Below are 18,613 nucleotides of genomic sequence, written 5' to 3'. Positions count from 1 at the left end.
CTTGCCCAATGAAACTGAATAAACAGAACCTCAACCGCCTCGCCCCAGAAGTGAAACTGCCGGCCTACAGCCTCAGCGACACCCGTCAGGGCATCGCGCACATTGGCGTCGGCGGTTTCCATCGCGCGCATCAGGCGTATTACACCGATGCCTTGATGAATACCGGCGAAGCGCTGGACTGGGCGATCTGCGGGGTCGGCCTGCGCGCTGAAGATCGCCGCGCCCGCGACGACTTGAAGGAACAGGATTACCTGTTCACCCTGTTCGAACTCGGTGACAGCGACGATACCGAAGTCCGCGTGATCGGCGCGATTCGAGACATGCTGCTGGCCGAGGACAGCGCACAGGCGTTGATCGACAAACTCGCCGATCCGCAGATCCGCATCGTCTCGCTGACTATCACCGAGGGCGGTTACTGCATCGACGACAGCAACGGCGAATTCATGGCGCATCTGCCGCAGATTCAGCACGATCTGGCCAATCCCGACGCGCCGAAAACCGTGTTCGGCTTATTGTGCGCGGCCCTGGAAAAACGTCGGGCGGCGGGCATTCCGGCCTTCACCGTAATGTCCTGCGATAACCTGCCGCACAACGGCGCCGTGACTCGCAAGGCATTGCTGGCATTCGCCACGCTGCTCCATAGCGACCTGTGCAGCTGGATCGACGCCAACGTCAGTTTCCCCAACGCCATGGTCGACCGCATCACGCCGATGACCAGCACCGCGCATCGCCTGCAACTGGCCGACAAACACGGCGTAGACGACGCCTGGCCAGTGGTTTGCGAACCGTTTGTGCAGTGGGTGCTGGAGGACAAATTCGTCAACGGTCGCCCGGCCTGGGAAAAGGTCGGCGTGCAGTTCACCGACGACGTTTCGCCGTATGAAGAGATGAAGATCAAACTGCTCAACGGCAGCCATCTGGCGCTGACGTATCTGGGCTTTTTGAAGGGTTATCGCTTTGTCCACGAGACCATGAATGACCCGTTGTTCGTGCGTTACATGCGCGCTTACATGGATCTGGATGTCACGCCGCAACTGGCACCGGTACCGGGCATCGATTTGACCGAGTACAAGAACACGCTGGTGGCGCGGTTCTCCAATCAGGCGATTGCCGATCAGCTTGAGCGAGTGTGTTCGGATGGTTCGTCGAAGTTTCCCAAGTTCACCATTCCGACCATCAATCGATTGATTGCCGATGGCCAGGAAACCAAACGCGCGGCGTTGGTGGTCGCGGCTTGGGCGCTTTACTTGAAAGGCGTGGATGAGAATGGCGATACGTATTCGATTCCGGATCCTCGGGCGGCGTTTTGTCAGGCGTTGGTGGCGGATGACGCGTCGATGACTCAGCGTTTGCTGGGAGTTGAGGAGATTTTCGGGACGGCGATTGCGCAGTCGGCGGAGTTTGTGGCGGCGTTTGAGTGGTGCTGTGACAGTTTGCGCGAAGAAGGTGTGACGCGCACTTTGCAGCAGATTCTCGTCTGAGCGTTGCGTCGCAACCACTGGCGCCATCGCTGGCAAGCCAGCTCCCACAAGGTTCTCGGTTGCTTACACATTTGAGTACACCCAAAAACCTATGGGAGCTGGCTTGCCAGCGATTAGCTGCAACCGGATTGAACTGACACCCTGAGGATATCCCAGTGACAACCCGACATCTCTTCCTCGGCATCGACTGCGGCACCCAAGGCACCAAAGCGATCATCCTCGATGCCGCCAACGGTCAGGTGCTCGGCCAAGGCGCCGCCGCGCACACCATGATCAGCGGCGCCAACGGCCGCCGCGAACAAGACACGCAACAATGGCTGGAAGCCTTCGCACTCGCCACCCGTCGGGCACTGTTGGCGGCGAATGTCGACGGCCAGTCAATCCTCGGCATCGGCGTATCCGGCCAGCAACACGGCCTGGTTTTGCTCGACGATCAAGGCGAAGTCCTGCGCCCGGCCAAGCTCTGGTGCGACACCGAAACCAGCGCCGAAAACGATCGACTGCTCAGCCATCTGGGCGGTGAAGCAGGTTCGCTGGAACGCCTCGGCGTGGTCATTGCACCGGATTACACGGTGTCGAAACTGCTGTGGACCAAAGAGCAGCATCCGGAGGTGTTTTCACGCATCGTCCGCATCCTGCTGCCCCACGATTACCTCAATTTCTGGCTCACCGGCCGTTCGTGCAGTGAATACGGCGACGCCTCCGGCACCGGCTATTTCAACGTGCGCACCCGTCAGTGGGATTTGCAGCTGCTGCGCGACATCGACGCCAGCGGTCGCCTGCAAGCCGCGTTGCCTGAGTTGATCGATGCGCATGAAGCCGTGGGCACGATCCTGCCGGCCATCGCCGAACACCTCGGCATCAACCGCAACGCACTGGTCGCAAGCGGTGGCGGCGACAACATGATGGGCGCCATCGGCACCGGCAATATTCAACCCGGTGCGATCACCATGAGCCTCGGCTCTTCCGGCACCGTCTACGCCTACGCCGACGCGCCGAAAGTCAGCCCGGACGCCTCGGTCGCGACCTTCTGCTCCTCCAGCGGCGGCTGGCTCCCGCTGATCTGCACGATGAACCTGACCAACGCCACGGGCGCGATTCGCGACCTGTTCGACCTCGATCTCGAGCAATTCAACGACCTCGTCGCTCAGGCACCGATTGGCGCCGAAGGCGTGAGCATGCTGCCGTTCCTCAACGGCGAACGCGTTCCCGCCCTGCCCCATGCCACTGGCAGCCTGCACGGTTTGACGCTGGATAATCTGACCCAGGCCAATCTGTGCCGCGCCGCCGTCGAAGGCACCACCTTCGGCCTGCGTTATGGACTGGATTTGCTCCGTCAGAATGGTTTACAAAGCCGCAGCATTTGCCTGATCGGCGGCGGTTCGAAAAGTGCGGTGTGGCGACAGATCGTCGCCGACATCATGAACACGCCGGTGATCTGCACTGAGCAAAGCGAAGCTGCGGCCCTTGGTGCGGCGATTCAAGCAGCGTGGTGCAAGTCATGGTCGAACGGTCACGAGGACACACTGGCCGGCCTGTGCCAGCGCTGCGTGAAGCTCGACCTGAACAGTGAAACCCTGCCGGTCGCCGCCAATGTCGCGGCGTTTCAGCAGGCTTATGAACGCTATCAACAGCATGTCGCAACCCTATAAAGAGCAAACAATTATGTATTTGGTGTGTGGCGAAGCCCTGTTTGATTTTTTCAGCGAAGACGACGCCAGCGGTCTGGCATCGAAAGTGAATTTCAAGGCGATTGCCGGCGGCTCGCCGTTCAACGTCGCCGTGGGTTTGCGCCGTTTGGGCGTGGATTCAGCCTTGTTCGCCGGCCTGTCCACCGACTACCTCGGCCGCCGCTTGCAGCAAGTGCTTAAGGAAGAAGGCGTACGCCCGGACTTTCTGGTGGATTTCGCCGCGCCGACCACTCTGGCGATGGTCGCTGTCGGTGCCAACGGCTCGCCGCACTACAGCTTTCGCGGTGAAGGCTGTGCGGATCGGCAACTGAATCCAAGCCATCTGCCGTCGCTGGGCGACGAGGTGCGCGGCTTGCACATCGGTTCGTATTCATTGGTGGTGCAGCCGATTGCCGACACCCTGCTCGCCTTGGTCCAGCGTGAAAGCGGCAAACGCCTGATCACCCTCGATCCCAACGTACGCCTCAATCCCGAGCCGAATATCGACTTGTGGCGCGAGCGAATCGCCACGCTGGTGCAACTGGCGGATCTGATCAAAGTCAGCGACGAAGACTTGAGCCTGCTCTATCCCGAACAGGATCCGCAGCGCGTCATCGACGGCTGGCTGGAACATCGCTGCCAAGTCGTTTTCCTCACTCGCGGTGGCGAAGGCGCGACCGTGTTCAGCCGCGCCCATGGCTCATGGTCGGTGCCAGCCTGCTCGGTGAAGATCGCCGATACCGTCGGTGCCGGCGACACCTTCCAGGCCGCGCTGATCACTTGGCTGACCGAGCACGGTCTGGACTCGGCTGAGGGCGTGCAGCAACTCGGTCGCGAGCAAATCGACGGCATGCTCAAGTTCGCCGTGCAAGCCGCAGCGCTGACGTGCAGCAAGACCGGTCCGGATTTGCCCTATCGTCACCAATTGACCTGAGCGCGTAGACTGTCGCCCTTTTTCGCGCATGACGGATGACGGCTTTTGAATTCAGGGCAAACAGTTGGACTACTGGTACTCGCGGCGCTGTTGACGGGTTGCGGCACCTCGCCGCCCCGTTCGCCGGAAAACATCTGCGAGATCTTCCGGGAGAAAAGCGACTGGTACGACGCCGCGCAAGTTACGCAAAAGCGCTGGGGAGTGCCGATTCAGGTGCCCTTCGCGATCATGTATCAGGAATCCGGCTACCGTTACGACGCCAAGACCCCGCGTAAATACCTGCTCTGGGTAATTCCGTGGGGCCGGGTGTCGACCGCTTCGGGTTATGCCCAGGCCAAGGATGAAGTCTGGTCTGACTATCAGAAAAGCACCGGCAGAAATTGGGCAGACCGCGAAGACTTCGACGACGCCATCGACTTCGTCGGCTGGTACATGGACAAAACCACGTCGATCAATGGCGTCTACAAATACGACGCCTATGGCCAGTACCTCAACTACCACGAAGGCTGGGGCGGCTATCGCAACAAGACTTACGCCGCCAAAGCCTGGCTGATGCCGACGGCGCGCAAGGTGCAGAATCGCTCCGACATGTATGCCCAGCAATATGCCGGGTGCAAGGAAGATTTGAATCGCGGGTTCTGGAGCCGGTTCTGGCATTGGTTGTAACGGTGACTTCAAGGGCCTCATCGCGAGCAGGCTCACTCCTACATTGGATCAATGTCGAACACGATATCCGCGTCCACTGAAGATCCCCTGTAGGAGTGAGCCTGCTCGCGATAGCGCCCGATCAAGCACTACACATCTAAGGCTTACAACACCGAAAAGTTGTAACTCACAATCAACCGGGTCTCATCCACATCCCGGGCAAACTTCTCGTAGTTCGTCCGGTAAGTCGCATTACGCAAACGCACACTCACATCCTTGAACGTTCCCGCCTGAATCACGTACTTCAACTCACTGTCGCGTTCCCACTCTTTACCTTCCTGATCGCTGCCCAACACCTTGATGTGATCACCATTCACATAGCGGGTCAGGAAGCTCAGGCCATTGATGCCGATCGCCTTGAAGTCATAGTCATAACGCAACTGCCAGGAGCGCTCCTGCGCAGCAGCGAAGTCGTTGACCTGCACATAGTTGACCAGATACGGGTTGCTGCCATCGAGGTACGGCATCGAGTTGTCGCCGTTCATGCGCTGCCAACCGCCACTGAACGTGTGGCCGCTGATGGCGTAAGACAGCATGCCGCTCAACGCGCGGTTATCGATGGAACCGGCCCGTTCTGCGCCGCTGTCGGCACTCTTGATCAGGCGTACATCGGCCTTTAATACGCCGCCGCCCAAAGGCTGATTCCCCAACAGCCCGACGAAGTGCTGACGATAAATGTCCTCAAGTTCCGCGTAGTGATACTGCGCGGTCAGGCGATCATTGATCTTGTAGTCGAAGCCGTACATGTCGAAATGGTCGGCAGTGGTGTTGCACGCGTAGCGCTTGTTCTTGCAGTGCACGCGGATGTCTTGCGAATCGGTGGAATCACGCGCGGTGTACTTGTCCAGCCGCGCGGCCATGAAGGTCAGGTCCTTCACCTCTTTTGAGGTCAGCATCGCACCGTTGAACATCGTTGGAAGCAAACGCCCGTCGTTGTATTTGAGCAACGGCAGATCCGGTAGCAGCGCGCCGTATTTCAGCACCGTATCGGAGACGCGCACCTTGGCGGTCAACCCCAGCTTCGCGTACTGATCCTTCGATCCACGCGGGTCCTGCCCGCTGGAAGGCAGCAACCCGCTGTTGCTGCTGTCGGCGCTGGAATCGAGCTTGAAGCCGAGCATACCCAGCGCATCGATACCGAAACCCACAGTGCCTTCGGTGTAACCCGATTGCAGATTGAGAATGAAACCCTGAGCCGACTCTTCGCGCTTGGACGCGCCTTGATCGTTGGACGTGTGCCCATCACGGAAATCGCGGTTGAAATACACCGTGCGCGATTCGATTTTCGCCGTGCTGTCTTCAAGAAAACCGCTGGCCTGAACCGGCGCGGCAAAACCGGCGCACAACACAACGGCTCCGAAGCCCAATGACAGGCGCGGGGTGATGAGGGGAAATGGGGGACGCATCAAAAACTCCAACAATGCAGCGTTTGCGCACAGGCGCAATAAGCCAGAAAAATAGCTCCCGTCCCGGGTCAATACTGAGCCGAGAGGAAGTGAACACGCGGGGGTGAGTTGCAATGATGGCAGATGGCTTTGACGTGCCACAGGCGACTTTAGTCTGAAACTGACTGGCAATTCTTTAGCGCATGGCCAGTTGATTGCACCTGAACTTTTGTCGTAAAAATCCAGCAAACGCCCGGATTCATTAGAAAAAAAGGCCTGCCTAAGGGTTTTCCCTATGGGTCACGGGGCGCCTTCCTACGGCATTTGCGCCTTGAATGAGGCGGTTTAATCCTCCATCATCCGTCTCCTGCTTATTCAACGGACGGAATTCAAGGCATGCTGGACGCCAACGCAACCCACATCACCCTCACGCTCGAAGGTGCCAACGCCGACCTGCAAGTCCTTAGCTTCACCGGTCGCGAAGCCCTCAACGAACCGTTCCGTTTCGACCTCGAACTGGTCAGCGCCCGTCCCGACCTGAAACTCGAAGAGCTGTTGCACAAGCCCGGCGTCCTGACCTTCGGCGCCACTGGCGAAGGCAAGATCCATGGCCTGGTGTACCGCATCGAGCAAGGCGATTCCGGCAAAACCCTGACCCGCTACAGCATCAGCCTGGTGCCGCAACTGGCCTACCTGCGGCACAACCACGATCAGCAGATCTTCCAGCAACTGACCGTGCCGAAGATCATCGCCAGGGTGCTGGAGGATCGCGGCATTCTCGCCGACGCCTACAGCTTCCAGCTCGGCGCCGAATACCCGGAACGCGACTACTGCGTGCAGTACGACGAGTCCGACCTGCACTTTATCCAGCGACTGTGCGAAGAAGAAGGCATCCACTTCCACTTCCAGCACAGCAGCAGCGGCCACAAACTGGTATTCGGCGACGACCAGACCGTGTTCCGCAAACTCAAAGCCGTGAGCTACCAGCAAGACTCCGGCATGAGCGCCGACAAACCGGTGATCAAACGCTTCAACCTGCGCCTGGAAACCCGTACCACCCGCGTCAGCCGCCGCGACTACGACTTCGAAAAACCGAAGATCCTGCCCGAAGGCGCGGTCAAATCCGAGTTCGCCCCGGACCTTGAGGATTACGACTACCCCGGCCGTTTCACCACCCGCGAGCGCGGCAAGTTCCTCTCGACCCGCGCGCTGGAACGCCATCGCAGCGACTACAAACTCGCCGAAGGCAAAGGTGACGAACCAACCCTCACCAGCGGCCACTTCCTGACCCTCGCCGAACACCCGCGCGCCGAGTGGAACGATATGTGGTTGCTGCTGGAAGTCTTCCACGAAGGCAAACAACCGCAAGTGCTCGGCGAAAACGTCACCAGCGACGTCACCGACAACAAAAGCGATTTCCACCAGGGCTACCGCAACAGCTTCCTCGCCACCCCGTGGGACGCCCACTACCGCCCTGCCCTCGAACACCCGAAACCAAAAGTCCTCGGCAGCCAGACCGCCATCGTCACCGGCCCGGCCGGCGAAGAAATCCATTGCGATCAATACGGCCGCATCAAAGTCCAGTTCCACTGGGACCGCGACGGCCAGGGCGACGACAAAACCACCTGCTGGATGCGCGTCGCCAGCGGCTGGGCCGGCGCAGCCTACGGCGGCCTCGCCATCCCGCGCATCGGCATGGAAGTCCTCGTCACCTTCCTCGAAGGCGACCCCGACCAGCCACTCGTCACCGGCTGCCTGTACCACAAGGAAAACGTCGTCCCCTACGACCTCCCGGCGAACAAAACCCGCAGCACCTTCAAAACCCTCAGCTCACCGGGCGGCAAGGGCTATAACGAATTCCGCATCGAAGACAAAAAGGGTGTTGAACAGATCTACATCCACGCCCAGCGCGACTGGGACGAGAACATAGAGCACGACCAGAAGATTCGTGTCGGCAACGAGCGGCATGACACGGTTGAAGCCAACACCCTGAGCGAATTCAAGGTTGAGGAACACCGGATTACGCATCTGGATCGTATCAGTGAGATGCGTGCGGATGATCACCTGACGGTTGCGGTGACACAGCATGTGAAGGTGGGTACGGCGCAGTTTGTTGAGGCTGGGACGGAGATTCACTATCACGCTGGCGAAAAGGTTGTGATTGAGGGTGGCATGGAGCTGACCGCCAAGGCTGGTGGGAGTTTTGTGAAGGTTGATGCGGGTGGTGTGACCATCAGCGGGGCTGAGGTGAAGGTGAATACCGGCGGTGCGCCGGGTGTGGGGACCGGGATTGGGATTTTGATTCCGTTGATTCCGGGGTTGGCGGCAACGGACATTGCCGGCAAGTTGATGGAAACGGCCAAGGCCAATCCGACCTGGCTGGAACTCAACCTGCATTACGACAACCTTGAACCCGTGCCCGGCGCCTCATATCGCGTTGACTTTGCGGACGGCTCGACACGAGAAGGCGTGCTGGATGACGACGGGTTCGCCCGGTTGGAGGACGTGCCAAAAGGTCCGGCCAAAGTGTATTACGGCGAGGACCCGAGGCCGTACACCCGCGAAAGCGTCGCAGTCGTGCAGAACTCGGACGAAAAAGTTAACGAAGATTTACGCAAGCTCGGCCTGGACCCAAACCAGGTTGATTTACAAGCATTAGTGGAGAAAGCCGCAGGGAGGCTGACATGAGCGAGGCAGTAGCTGAGAGCGCAAACGACGGCGGCGAAGACCGTAGCGCCGCCTATCAAGAAGCCGCCGTTGAGCTGGCAAAAGGCATCGCGCTGGGTGCAGTGCCTTTCCTGGGTCAGGCCATCGACGCCTACGACACCATCGAATCCTCAATCGTCCTCTACAACGCAGAGTCGACCGATGGCAAGGAAGACGCACAGTTCGACCTGCTGATGGCCGTCATCGGCTGGATTCCCGGCCCGGGCGACGGTTTGAAAAAGAGCCTGCGAATCGTCAACAAAGACCCGCAACGCTATGCGCCAGTCCTGTTCGACCTGCTCCGCTTCGTCCTGCAAGAATGCGGAATCAAAACCAGCCCGGAAGAATTGCTCAAGCAAATATTCAACGCTGGCAAGCTACGCGGCGAACTCGATGAAATCATCACCGGCGTCAAAGGCTCCTCGACGTTCCAGAGCCTGCCCAACTGGGCAAAAACCTCCGTCGTCACCGTCCTCGCCTCCTCCCGCGACAACATGCCGGCCATGGTCGGGATCGTTGAAAAGCGACTGGTGAAATGGAAAGGCATGCAGCGCAATAGCTCGGCGGCCCCTTCCGGATCCAGCCACCCGAAAAGAGCGGAAAAACCTGCCAACAAAGACCCCGCCGTCGCCGTCAAGGGCACCGATAGCGCGAGCGGCACCCATTCCAACCAGGTCGAAGCCTCCAAAGTAGGCCTACAGGCCCCCTCCAGCATTTTGAATGAAGGATTGGGGGTTAGTGGCGAGCACATTGCGGACTACATCTGCGCAGTAGAGTTTGGCTGGGGCAAGGATTGGGACGGTCATGACAAGGGCGCTGATGGGAAGTGGCTTGAGGGTGAACCTAGTGCGAATAAGCTGGGGAAACTTTCCGCAGGCGGAAGTCCTAAAGCCAACCATATCCTTTATAAATTAACTGACGGTGCTAACGGAACGGGCATTGATGCGATCTGGAGAGCAAAGCCAGAAAATAACGGCGGGAAGAAATTTGCGATCGTCGAAGCGAAAGCGAGCCGTGATGAAGATGCACCAAAGTTTATGCGCAAACCAAATAACAAACGCCAACCAGGAATCAGCTCGAAATTGGGGGTATCCGGGGCGGTGGAGCCTAGCGAATTAATTGAGCCCATCGAACAAGAAACGCCTACGTCTCCGGAAAAAAGGTCCCTCAATTCTGGAAGACGCCAACCTTCGTCCGTAAAAGCAGTAAAAGCACCGACTGACAAAGCCATTTTGATATTCGTTCAAATGAGCAGACAGTGGATTGATAAAAATATCAAAAAATCTGTTTACGGGCCGACATTGACTCTTCTAATCAAGAGTTCGTATAGCCGTCATCTTTTTTATTGTCCTTTATACCACCCCAGTTTGAGCCCGAAAGAACATGCAAGCGCTAGACTAAGCAGCTCTAGCGAGGAGACTCATAGGGGCCACAAGGCATTCCATTACGGCGAAGAAGAAGTTAAAAAATTTGTAAATAAGCGCAAAAAATCGCTAATCAAAAAGCACGGGGCTTTAGCTTCCCTCGCGCTAGAGGCATAACGACTATGAAACAACGGCAAAAATTTTACAGCGAGAACCAGTACAGAAATTTCCTGAAGGAATATAACGAGGTTCTTGAACTATGCAAAACAATCACATTTGAATCAGACACCCCAGAAGAAGAGGCCTCATTAAGAGCAGGACATCTACAGAATCTGCTGCTTGATAAAATATTCGCTTCTTATACCGCCGGGGAAGGTATCGAGAGTCTGATACCTTTACTAGAAGAGCTTATTGAAAAATATGAAATATGGCAGAAAAATCTTGCCATTTCCGAGGCAACCCCCAATATTTCACCTCTTTCCATTGAGGACTGGCCCGACCAATATGAAGAATGCGTTCAAGTGATAAGTCTATGCATACTTTTACATCGGCCTGACCTGTTAAAACGCTTCGTTCACATCACAGACAATGCGGGCTTTGCAGGTGATGATACATTATATGAAGATCTGTTAAAAAAAGTGTTGCCAGGCAGACACGATGTCGACCAATGGTACCATGACGTTTACACACCCCTGATCCAGGCAACATACTCTGACAGCAAAGAGAAAGCCTCCGAACTACTAGACAAATACTGCAAGCAATGGTATGCCGCTTTTAAGCAAGCGCCGTGGCATGACACTCACTTGCAAGGTGAAAAAGGAAGTTATGTTGGGTACTGGGCGTTAGAGGCCGGAGCAATTGCTTTTCTTTATGGAATAGATGACAGCAAAATTAACCACATGGTCTATCCAAAAGAACTAGTAGAGTACGCGAGAAACCACAAGCCAATTAATGCAGCTGAAACCCCCAGAATAGATGCAGGTCAACCATGTAGCAAGACAGGTTTTTGGTTCTCTCCTGCCCAAGCAGACTCCCGCAGGCATTTTAATCAAGGGGATATCATGCCTAAGTTTGACGAATCCACTTGGGGCGATACGATTTGGTATTGGTCAGGCGAAGAGTAAAGCGTCCTATTTTTCGCTCAGCACTTGCCTGAAAGTCCTGAGCGAAGTATTCAAGATCAGGATTTAAAACTGAATAACATCCTTAAATCCTGCAAAAAAGAGGAATCCAAGTCACGTTGGAGGCCACCCCCACACTAACCTCGCGCTAGAAACGTCGAGAACCATCGTGAACAAAACAATCAAAAACCTCGAAAATTGTGCCGAAGATTTGTCATTTGAGCTCTCAGACGGGCCACCCGTAATCAAACTTGGCGTGATCGCCACTCTATACTTTAAAGAAGGCTATACAGCCGAAAAAAACTGAAGATCATTGACTGCTTTCGAAAATTCAACGATGACTTCGGAACGCATTTAAAAGGGTTGCTTCAGGACAGCTACAAAAAGCTGACCTCGCAGTCACTAGAAAAAGCCCTCAACAAAATTCGCTCAACATCGGGTAATGAACGGTGCGAATTGCACCTGACGAGTGCGCCCAGCTCTAAAGAAGCTGCGAATTATGGAATATCCTTACTTAACTCCCGCGAAACCCATGAGGATAGCGAGCGCTCATATATAAAATTAATCTTCCCCTGGAGCTTTATTACATCAAAAGAGGGGCTAACCACGTACAGGGCCTGGGTAAAATACCTGTGCAATCAAGTCGAAGCAGTGCACGGGTATGGTGGACTATCCACGATACTACCGTTCGACTATGACGGCTATATGCATATCGAGTATGAACTTGCGCAAAAATACACCGGCCTAGATATCGATTCCATGCCTCACAGCTTAGCCTCAGATCTTATTGACCATATAAAAGGCGTTAACTGGCAGACCATTATCGGAAGTTCATTTATTGCGGACCTCGGCGAGGAACATGCTTTGCGACGGACGCTAAGCGGGCGCGGTGACATCGAATTTGTTAACTATGACAGTGGGCTGATTATTCAAGCGGGTGAGTACCCACAACTCGGTGTTGCAGGCATAGATGAGCTCAACGCTTACATTGCAGTAAACCGAATATTAAAACCACTGCGCATCCCAGAACCGGATCAATTTCATCACTACTCCCCCCATGGAAATTGCTTCGACGAAGCAAGTACTAAATTATGGTACGCACGCTTTGATCGGGACAACAGCGGTACCAATGAATAGAGCATGTGGCTTACTACTGGATAGACCAGTACGAAGAATGCGTACAGGTTTTTAGTCTATGTATATTGCTGCAACGCACCGACCTGCTAACCCGCCTTGTTGCGCTTATTGACCCCGCAGGTTACGGCGGAGATGACACATTATATGAAGACCTACTTCGTAAACTGTTACCCGACCGCTACGATATTGATCGCTGGTATCACGACGCCTATACACCGTTAATCCATGCCATTTATGAAGAAGATAAAGAAAAAGCGTCGGATCTATTAGAAAAATATTGCGAAGGTTGGTATTCCGCCTTCAAGCAAGCTCCTGGCACGATACTCATTTGCAAGGCGATGATGGTAATTACGTGGGCTACTGGGCTTTCGAGGCAGGAGCAATTGCTTTCCTATACGGCATAGACGACAGCGAAATAGATCATATGGTCTACCCAAAAGATCTGGTTGAATACGCCAGACGTAAAACAAACCCGTAAACTCCACCCTTTCCAGAAAACGGATTTCGGATTCACTACCATGGAATTGCAATTCACCATCACCCCCGAACACACACAGGCCAGAATCGGCAAGCTGGTTGAGCAGGAAATACTCAAGGATGATCAACTGAGGGCCCGGCTACTTGGCAAGCTGACTCGCATTGAGGATCGTCTGCTCGCGCCGGTCTTGTTTTTGCTTGGGTTGGTTGGCGGCATGCTGGGCGCCTATTTCCCTTCGCGTGAGTTGAACCCGGAGAAACTCATCGCCCTGGTGTTCTTCACCGTGGCATACGTGGTGTGCTGGCGGTTCTTCTCCGAACGCCTTCTAAATCGCTTGCGCAAGCGGATTGCCGCCAACCGTGCGAAACCTCGCAAGCCTTTTCAAAAGGTAAACCTGCGCCTGATCGAATCAACGGTACGTGCCCGACTCAAGGCTGCTGAAGGCGCTTATCGCCTGGAATTCGATGAAGATGGTTTTACCTTGTTCTTTACCAAGGGCAAAGGCGCCAAAGGCGGACTTGCGTGGGGTCAGATTGTGCGGCTCAAGGTAACACCCGACTTCTACTCCGTTGCGTGCGCAAAACTGGACAGAAAGGGCAAGGCCTATCACATCCCCAGGCACAGCGATGTGATGGACGCGGACTCGTATCAGCAGGGCTTGGAACTGTTCTTGAGCCGGGTACCGGTCTCGGCAACTTGACGTAAAACCAAGCTCTACGCGAATAATGAAGGCCAGAAATCCGACATCTAATTGGATATGGCGCAAGCATGTGACCAGAATGAAATTAAGACAGCATCTTCTTAGTAGCGATCATTTCAAAAACTTTCACAAAGAGCATGACGAAGTCATCGAACTCTGCAAGACAATCACTTTTCAGTCCGACTCCCCGGAACAAGAAGCCTCACTTCGTGCAAGGCACCTGCAAAGGCTCGCATTGCACCGAATCCTGGCTTGTTATACCGAGGGATGGGAAATCGTTACCCTGATACCCTTGCTTGAAGACTTGATTGACAAGTACGAAATCAGACAGGCCACGTTGGAAAAGTACGAAGACTACCCTGACATCACCCCACTTATAATTGATGACTGGCTTTATCAATACGAAGAATGCGTGCAAGTTATAGGTTTTTGTGTACTTCTACATCGTACAGACCTGCTTGAACGCTTTGTAAAACTGATAGATCGTGCAGGCTACGCCCGTTGCGACACGTTATATGAAGACTTACTGACCAAGTTGCTACCTGACAGACACGATATCGATCAATGGCTCCACGACGTTTACTCACCGTTGGTTCAGTCTATTTATGCAGATAGCAAAGAGAAAGCTTCCGACTTCCTGAGCATGTACTGTAATCAATGGTACTCAGAATTTGAACAAGCCCCTTGGCACGACTCGCATTTACAAGGGGAAAATGGAAATTACGTGGGGTATTGGGCCATCGAAGCCGGGGCAATTGCCTATTTGTATGGCATTGATGACAGCAAAATAGACGATAGGGTTTACCCAAAGGATCTGGTTGCATACGCTAGATCGCAAGCTCCAACCCCATAAATTTCAACCCACTCTCGTCATGGACTTGACACTTGAATAGCAGACAAAAACATTTCACTACCGCTCGATACGAAAGTTTCAAGTCGTACTTCGAGGAAGAGTTCGAATTCTGGAAAGATAAGCTATTCACGGCTGACTCTCCGGAGCAAGAGAAGTCTTTGCGAACCAGAAACTTTCAGAGCCTGCACCTCAAGCACATTTTGATGCTTTACACCGCCGGAGAGGATATACAAAGCCTGGTTCTTCCTCTGGAAACCCTGATTACCAGTTACGAAGAACTGCAAAAACATCTAGCCATCTACGAACAAATCCCCCACATCACGCCGCTCATAATTGACGACTGGCCTGACGAATACGAGGAATGCCTGCAAGTCATCAGCCTGTGTATCCTGCTGCACCGCACTGACTTGTTAAAACGCTTTGTCTATTTAATCGACAATGCGGGATACGCCGGCATTGATACTCTATACGAAGATTTGCTGACCAAAGTTCTGCCTGGGCGGGTGGATATTGATCAGTGGTATCACGACGTCTCCACGCCGCTTATCCAGGCCATCTACGCTGGCGACAAGAGCGAAGCGTCGCGTTTTCTCAGTGAGTACTGCCACAACTGGTATTGCGCCTTTGAACAGGCGCCATGGCATGACACGCACCTTGACGGTGAAGAAGGCAGTTATGTCGGCTATTGGGCTCTGGAAGCGGGGGCAATTGCTTACCTGTATGGCATAGACGACAGCCAACTCGACCATATGGTCTACCCGAAAGACCTGGTCGAGTACGCAAGAAGCCATAAGCCGACCACTCGCAATAACGTCTATGAAATCGGCCTCATCAAATGAACAAGGTGTTTTTCCTTTCGCTGATCACGCTGATGTGTCACCCGGCGTGGGCAGACTCGCAGAAAACGCTCTTGGCCTGCCCGCTTTCGGACGGAACCAAAATAGCGTTGCTCGCCATCTCGAGTGCAGACGGGCAGCGTCTGTTTGTGAAATTCGACGGCAAAATCGAAACAGCCTTTACGGACATGCCCGATGAAGATTTTGTCGGTGACGTGAGGTTGGCAAAGTGCACAGGCGCCACTTTGATTTTTGCGTTGAGCTACGGATCGCCTTATACCAAAGGGGTCGTCTTGCGCAAAAACCCAACCAGCCGCGTGCTGGAACGTATTAATTTTGCGGAGAAGGCCTTGCCGCGTTTTTTGTACTTGAGCGCTGAGCAGATGCGTCTGGTCATCCCCAACGAAGGGTACGAGGTGCCCGAGCAATACCTCGTCTATGACTATTTCTCCAGGAAACACCAATCAGATGAGCCGCAAGGGTTTGATGTCTTGCCCGATCAGGGTGAATTCACAGTGATCGATTTGAAGTAGTTTGCATGAACAAGGAAGGTTCCCCTATGCGTAAGCGCCAAGCGCTCCTGACTGACTCGTACTATCGAAAGTCCATCCGGCTTTATGACGAAACCGAGTCCCGCTGGTTAGGCCAAACCATGCAGGCTGACAGCCCCGAAGAGGAACAGGCACTGCGTGCGGCTTATTTCAAGGAAGCCGCGTTTAATGCGTTGCTGATCAGCTATACCGCAGGTGAGCCGATTGCCTCTTTGGTGCCGCGACTAGAGAAGCTGGTGGATTGCTATGAAATCCATCAGCGGGCACTGGCTCTGGACGATGATCCCAATGTGTCGCCTTTGGCCATTGACGATTGGCCAGATCAATATGAGGAATGCGTTCAGGTCATGAGCTTGTGCATTCTGCTGCGACGCACCGATTTGCTGGCGAGGTTCTGCACCCTGACGGATCGGGCCGGCTACGCTGGCGAGGACACGTTGTATGAAGATCTGTTGAGCAAGGATTTACCCGGCCGGGCAGACCTTGATGAGTGGTACCACGATTTGTACACCCCGCTGATCAGGGCGATTTACGCGGCAGACGCCTCAGAGTCCAGTGAGCTGCTTCGGCAATACTGCGAAGGTTGGTACGCCGGTTTTGAAGGGGAGCAAACTAACTGGCATGACAGCCATCTCGACATTGAAGACGATGACGGCAATTACGTCGGTTACTGGGCGTTCGAGGCCGCCGCCATTGCTTTTCTGTACGAGATTGATGATCGCCAGAACGATCATTGGGCTTACCCGAAGGATCTGGTCGAGTACGCGCGGAACCTGCAATCGAATGAGGTGATTTGCCGCTGAAGCGACCTTGCAAACCACTCAGCCTGCCCTCTTTCGACGGCAGGCTTTTTTGAGCGAAAAATTCAGGCCGGTGCCTTCCAGTTCAACATCTGCTGCTGCGCCACCTGCAGCAAATCGTTGCCATCCTGCGTCAGCAGGTACAGCGCATGGGTAATGTGTGGAATGTCCTGAACATCGGCGTGTTTGAAGCAGAGGCAATGCAGGGTTTCGAGGAGATCGGCTGATGCGCGGACGCGCTGGACGGCGGCTTCGAGGATGTCTTTGGGGTTGGCTTCGGTGTCGATGACCAGGGGCGCGCTTTCGGTGACGCCGCTGTTGAGGGGGATGTAGCGATTGGGGAGCGGATTAATGATAGGCATGGGTGATTACTCATAATGGGGCAAAAGTAACCGCCGGCACTGTGACCAAACAATGGGAGGCGGACTGTATACAGGCTTGGTCAACCGAGATAACCCCAACTCAGCTCGCTCGAAAGCGATCCTGCACACAGCCGCCACAACAGAGCACTGCGAGGACATAGATGTCCGCAGCGCAAATGATGGCACATTTGCAATGGGGTGAACGCTCAGGTGACCAAACCCGAATCGCTGATTTTGCAGCGACGCGAAACCATAACCGCCCCTCTACAGCAGCCGAAAGCAGACAAGGCATCTGTCCTTGTAGGAATCCGGCCTGCGTCCGCAGGAAATCGCCCCGCTCCCTGACAGCCGGCATTCAGCGTGGTTAACCATCGCTTAACGCTGCGGTCAAAAACTCTACTGAACCGCACGCCCTCAGCGCTTCTGGCTGACGCCCAGTGCGGCAGGTTTGGCTAAATCACGCCGAACTCTAGAACCGCCACACGGGAGTTCCCTTATGAACATTCGTCCGTTTCTGCTGACCACCGCCCTCGCCTGCACCGCGCTCGTCGGTTTGGCCCAGGCCAAAGACTCGTCTGCCACGTCCAAAGCTGTGCCTTATGAGTACGGCATGCCGCTGCATGTGGCGAAGGTCGTTTCGCTGACCGAGCCGCCCACACTGGATTGCAAGGTGATCACCGCCGACATGAAGTACATCGATAACAACGGTAAGCCTGCGGAAATCAGTTATCGGAAGTTGTCTGACGCGTGCAGTTATCAGAACTGACGGAAAGCTCTGATTTGCGGCTTTGCGGTAGGCGGGGAGTGTTTCGCGGGGTTATGCTCGGGGCCCTTCCTCACTGCCGCAAGGATTCGCCATGCAGTTGTCGTTTCGCACGTTGTCGACTCTAACTTCTTCGTTGTGTTTTCTCTTGGCGTTGGTCTGGGGCTTTTTCCCCGACGTGTTGCTGGCGATCTGGAGCATCGCGTATTCCGACGCAGCCGGTTTTGTCGCACGGCGCAGTGCGGTGCTGTTTGCGGCGCTGGGGCTGATGTTTTATCTGGTGCGCAGTGCGCCGCCATCGCTTGGGCGCAACGCGCTAAGCAATGGGTTTATCGTTGGCTGTTTTGGTTTGGCGGTGCTGGGTTTTGCAGAATGGCTCAACGGTCACGCCGGCCCCGGGATTCTGCTCGCGGTGCTGGTCGAGTTCGCGCTGGGCCTTGGTTTTGTGCAGGCCCGGCGCGTGACGGTCGAACTGGGTGAAACGGTGCGTTAAACGGCTCTGGATCGTGGACTGTAGTGATGTGGCGTCGCCTGTCGCTCCAGATCCGAGCGTAGCCTGGCGATCAGTTCGTTGATTTCGCTACAGCCGTTGAGGTGGCTGGCATCAATGCCGCTGACGAGTAGATCGACCTGATCGGTCTTGGTATCGCAGTAGACCTTGACGGTCATCGACAAGTCCGGCGACAGCGTGCATTGGCAGCGTTTGGGCAAAAAGCTGCTTTCAATGATATTGCGTAGTTCCAAGGCAGACAGAAACATGGTGAACC

Annotated in this window: 18 protein-coding genes and 1 pseudogene; 16 read left to right on the top strand and 3 right to left on the bottom strand. The window is 55.0% G+C overall.

Annotation, left to right across the window (positions count from 1 at the left end):
- Positions 1–8: 8 nt before the first annotated feature.
- From IAI51_RS13635 to IAI51_RS13620, 4 genes are all read left to right on the top strand, one after another.
- Complete coding sequence (locus tag IAI51_RS13635) at positions 9–1,481, top strand: mannitol dehydrogenase family protein (protein ID WP_187678959.1); 1,473 nt, start codon at positions 9–11, stop codon at positions 1,479–1,481.
- Between the two features lie 155 nt (positions 1,482–1,636).
- A complete protein-coding gene (gene xylB, locus IAI51_RS13630; protein WP_187678958.1) occupies positions 1,637–3,133 on the top strand; it encodes a xylulokinase in 1,497 nt (498 codons plus the stop codon).
- A gap of 13 nt (positions 3,134–3,146) precedes the next feature.
- A complete protein-coding gene (locus tag IAI51_RS13625) occupies positions 3,147–4,085 on the top strand; it encodes a carbohydrate kinase family protein (protein WP_187678957.1) in 939 nt (312 codons plus the stop codon).
- A gap of 45 nt (positions 4,086–4,130) precedes the next feature.
- Positions 4,131–4,751: a hypothetical protein gene (locus IAI51_RS13620; protein WP_187678956.1), complete on the top strand. Its 621-nt coding sequence runs from the start codon at positions 4,131–4,133 to the stop codon at positions 4,749–4,751.
- A 143-nt stretch (positions 4,752–4,894) separates the two neighbouring features.
- Here the strand turns inward: IAI51_RS13620 and IAI51_RS13615 are convergent, their stop codons facing one another.
- A complete protein-coding gene (locus tag IAI51_RS13615) occupies positions 4,895–6,196 on the bottom strand; it encodes an OprD family porin (RefSeq protein ID WP_187678955.1) in 1,302 nt (433 codons plus the stop codon).
- Positions 6,197–6,571: 375 nt separating this feature from the next.
- Between IAI51_RS13615 and tssI the strand changes: the two genes are divergently transcribed.
- The 10 genes and pseudogenes from tssI (at position 6,572) to IAI51_RS13565 (ending at position 16,724) form a co-directional block, all read left to right on the top strand.
- Positions 6,572–8,863: a type VI secretion system tip protein VgrG gene (gene tssI / locus IAI51_RS13610; protein WP_187678954.1), complete on the top strand. Its 2,292-nt coding sequence runs from the start codon at positions 6,572–6,574 to the stop codon at positions 8,861–8,863.
- Positions 8,860–10,422: a hypothetical protein gene (locus tag IAI51_RS13605; RefSeq protein ID WP_187678953.1), complete on the top strand. Its 1,563-nt coding sequence runs from the start codon at positions 8,860–8,862 to the stop codon at positions 10,420–10,422. Before tssI ends, IAI51_RS13605 begins: the two co-directional genes overlap by 4 nt.
- A 5-nt stretch (positions 10,423–10,427) precedes the next feature.
- Positions 10,428–11,369, top strand: a complete 942-nt coding sequence (locus IAI51_RS13600; protein ID WP_187678952.1) for a PoNe immunity protein domain-containing protein — start codon at positions 10,428–10,430, stop codon at positions 11,367–11,369.
- 300 nt (positions 11,370–11,669) lie between these two features.
- Positions 11,670–12,503 carry a type VI immunity family protein gene (locus IAI51_RS13595; protein WP_410458006.1) on the top strand — a complete coding sequence of 278 codons (834 nt, stop codon included), beginning with the start codon at positions 11,670–11,672 and terminating at the stop codon, positions 12,501–12,503.
- Between the two features lie 17 nt (positions 12,504–12,520).
- A pseudogene (locus IAI51_RS13590) lies at positions 12,521–12,981 on the top strand (PoNe immunity protein domain-containing protein); the annotation flags it as partial.
- Positions 12,982–13,021: 40 nt separating this feature from the next.
- Complete coding sequence (locus IAI51_RS13585; protein WP_187678950.1) at positions 13,022–13,681, top strand: hypothetical protein; 660 nt, start codon at positions 13,022–13,024, stop codon at positions 13,679–13,681.
- A 79-nt stretch (positions 13,682–13,760) separates the two neighbouring features.
- Positions 13,761–14,534, top strand: a complete 774-nt coding sequence (locus IAI51_RS13580) for a PoNe immunity protein domain-containing protein (RefSeq protein ID WP_187678949.1) — start codon at positions 13,761–13,763, stop codon at positions 14,532–14,534.
- Positions 14,535–14,566: 32 nt separating this feature from the next.
- The gene (locus tag IAI51_RS13575; RefSeq protein ID WP_187678948.1) at positions 14,567–15,373 is read left to right on the top strand and encodes a PoNe immunity protein domain-containing protein; all 807 of its coding nucleotides are present in this window, start codon (positions 14,567–14,569) and stop codon (positions 15,371–15,373) included.
- Positions 15,370–15,903 (top strand): hypothetical protein, encoded by a 534-nt coding sequence (locus tag IAI51_RS13570; protein WP_187678947.1) that lies wholly within the window; start codon positions 15,370–15,372, stop codon positions 15,901–15,903. The genes IAI51_RS13575 and IAI51_RS13570 overlap by 4 nt, the downstream gene beginning before the upstream one ends.
- A 26-nt stretch (positions 15,904–15,929) precedes the next feature.
- Positions 15,930–16,724 carry a PoNe immunity protein domain-containing protein gene (locus IAI51_RS13565; protein ID WP_187678946.1) on the top strand — a complete coding sequence of 265 codons (795 nt, stop codon included), beginning with the start codon at positions 15,930–15,932 and terminating at the stop codon, positions 16,722–16,724.
- 62 nt (positions 16,725–16,786) lie between these two features.
- On the opposite strand, the gene IAI51_RS13560 is transcribed toward IAI51_RS13565, so the two are convergent.
- Complete coding sequence (locus IAI51_RS13560) at positions 16,787–17,083, bottom strand: hypothetical protein (RefSeq protein WP_187678945.1); 297 nt, start codon at positions 17,081–17,083, stop codon at positions 16,787–16,789.
- A 496-nt stretch (positions 17,084–17,579) separates the two neighbouring features.
- Between IAI51_RS13560 and IAI51_RS13555 the strand changes: the two genes are divergently transcribed.
- Both IAI51_RS13555 and IAI51_RS13550 read left to right on the top strand, forming a co-directional pair.
- Complete coding sequence (locus tag IAI51_RS13555) at positions 17,580–17,849, top strand: DUF2790 domain-containing protein (protein WP_187678944.1); 270 nt, start codon at positions 17,580–17,582, stop codon at positions 17,847–17,849.
- Positions 17,850–17,940: 91 nt separating this feature from the next.
- The gene (locus tag IAI51_RS13550; RefSeq protein ID WP_100846026.1) at positions 17,941–18,339 is read left to right on the top strand and encodes a hypothetical protein; all 399 of its coding nucleotides are present in this window, start codon (positions 17,941–17,943) and stop codon (positions 18,337–18,339) included.
- Here the strand turns inward: IAI51_RS13550 and IAI51_RS13545 are convergent.
- A complete protein-coding gene (locus IAI51_RS13545) occupies positions 18,336–18,605 on the bottom strand; it encodes a DUF1652 domain-containing protein (protein ID WP_187678943.1) in 270 nt (89 codons plus the stop codon). The genes IAI51_RS13550 and IAI51_RS13545 overlap by 4 nt on opposite strands.
- Positions 18,606–18,613: the final 8 nt, after the last annotated feature.

Source organism: Pseudomonas sp. N40(2020) (assembly GCF_014472415.1).
Classification (GTDB): Bacteria; Pseudomonadota; Gammaproteobacteria; order Pseudomonadales; family Pseudomonadaceae; genus Aquipseudomonas.
The sequence above is the reverse complement of the archived record's forward strand: the minus strand, read 5'-3'. Positions and strand labels throughout refer to the sequence as shown.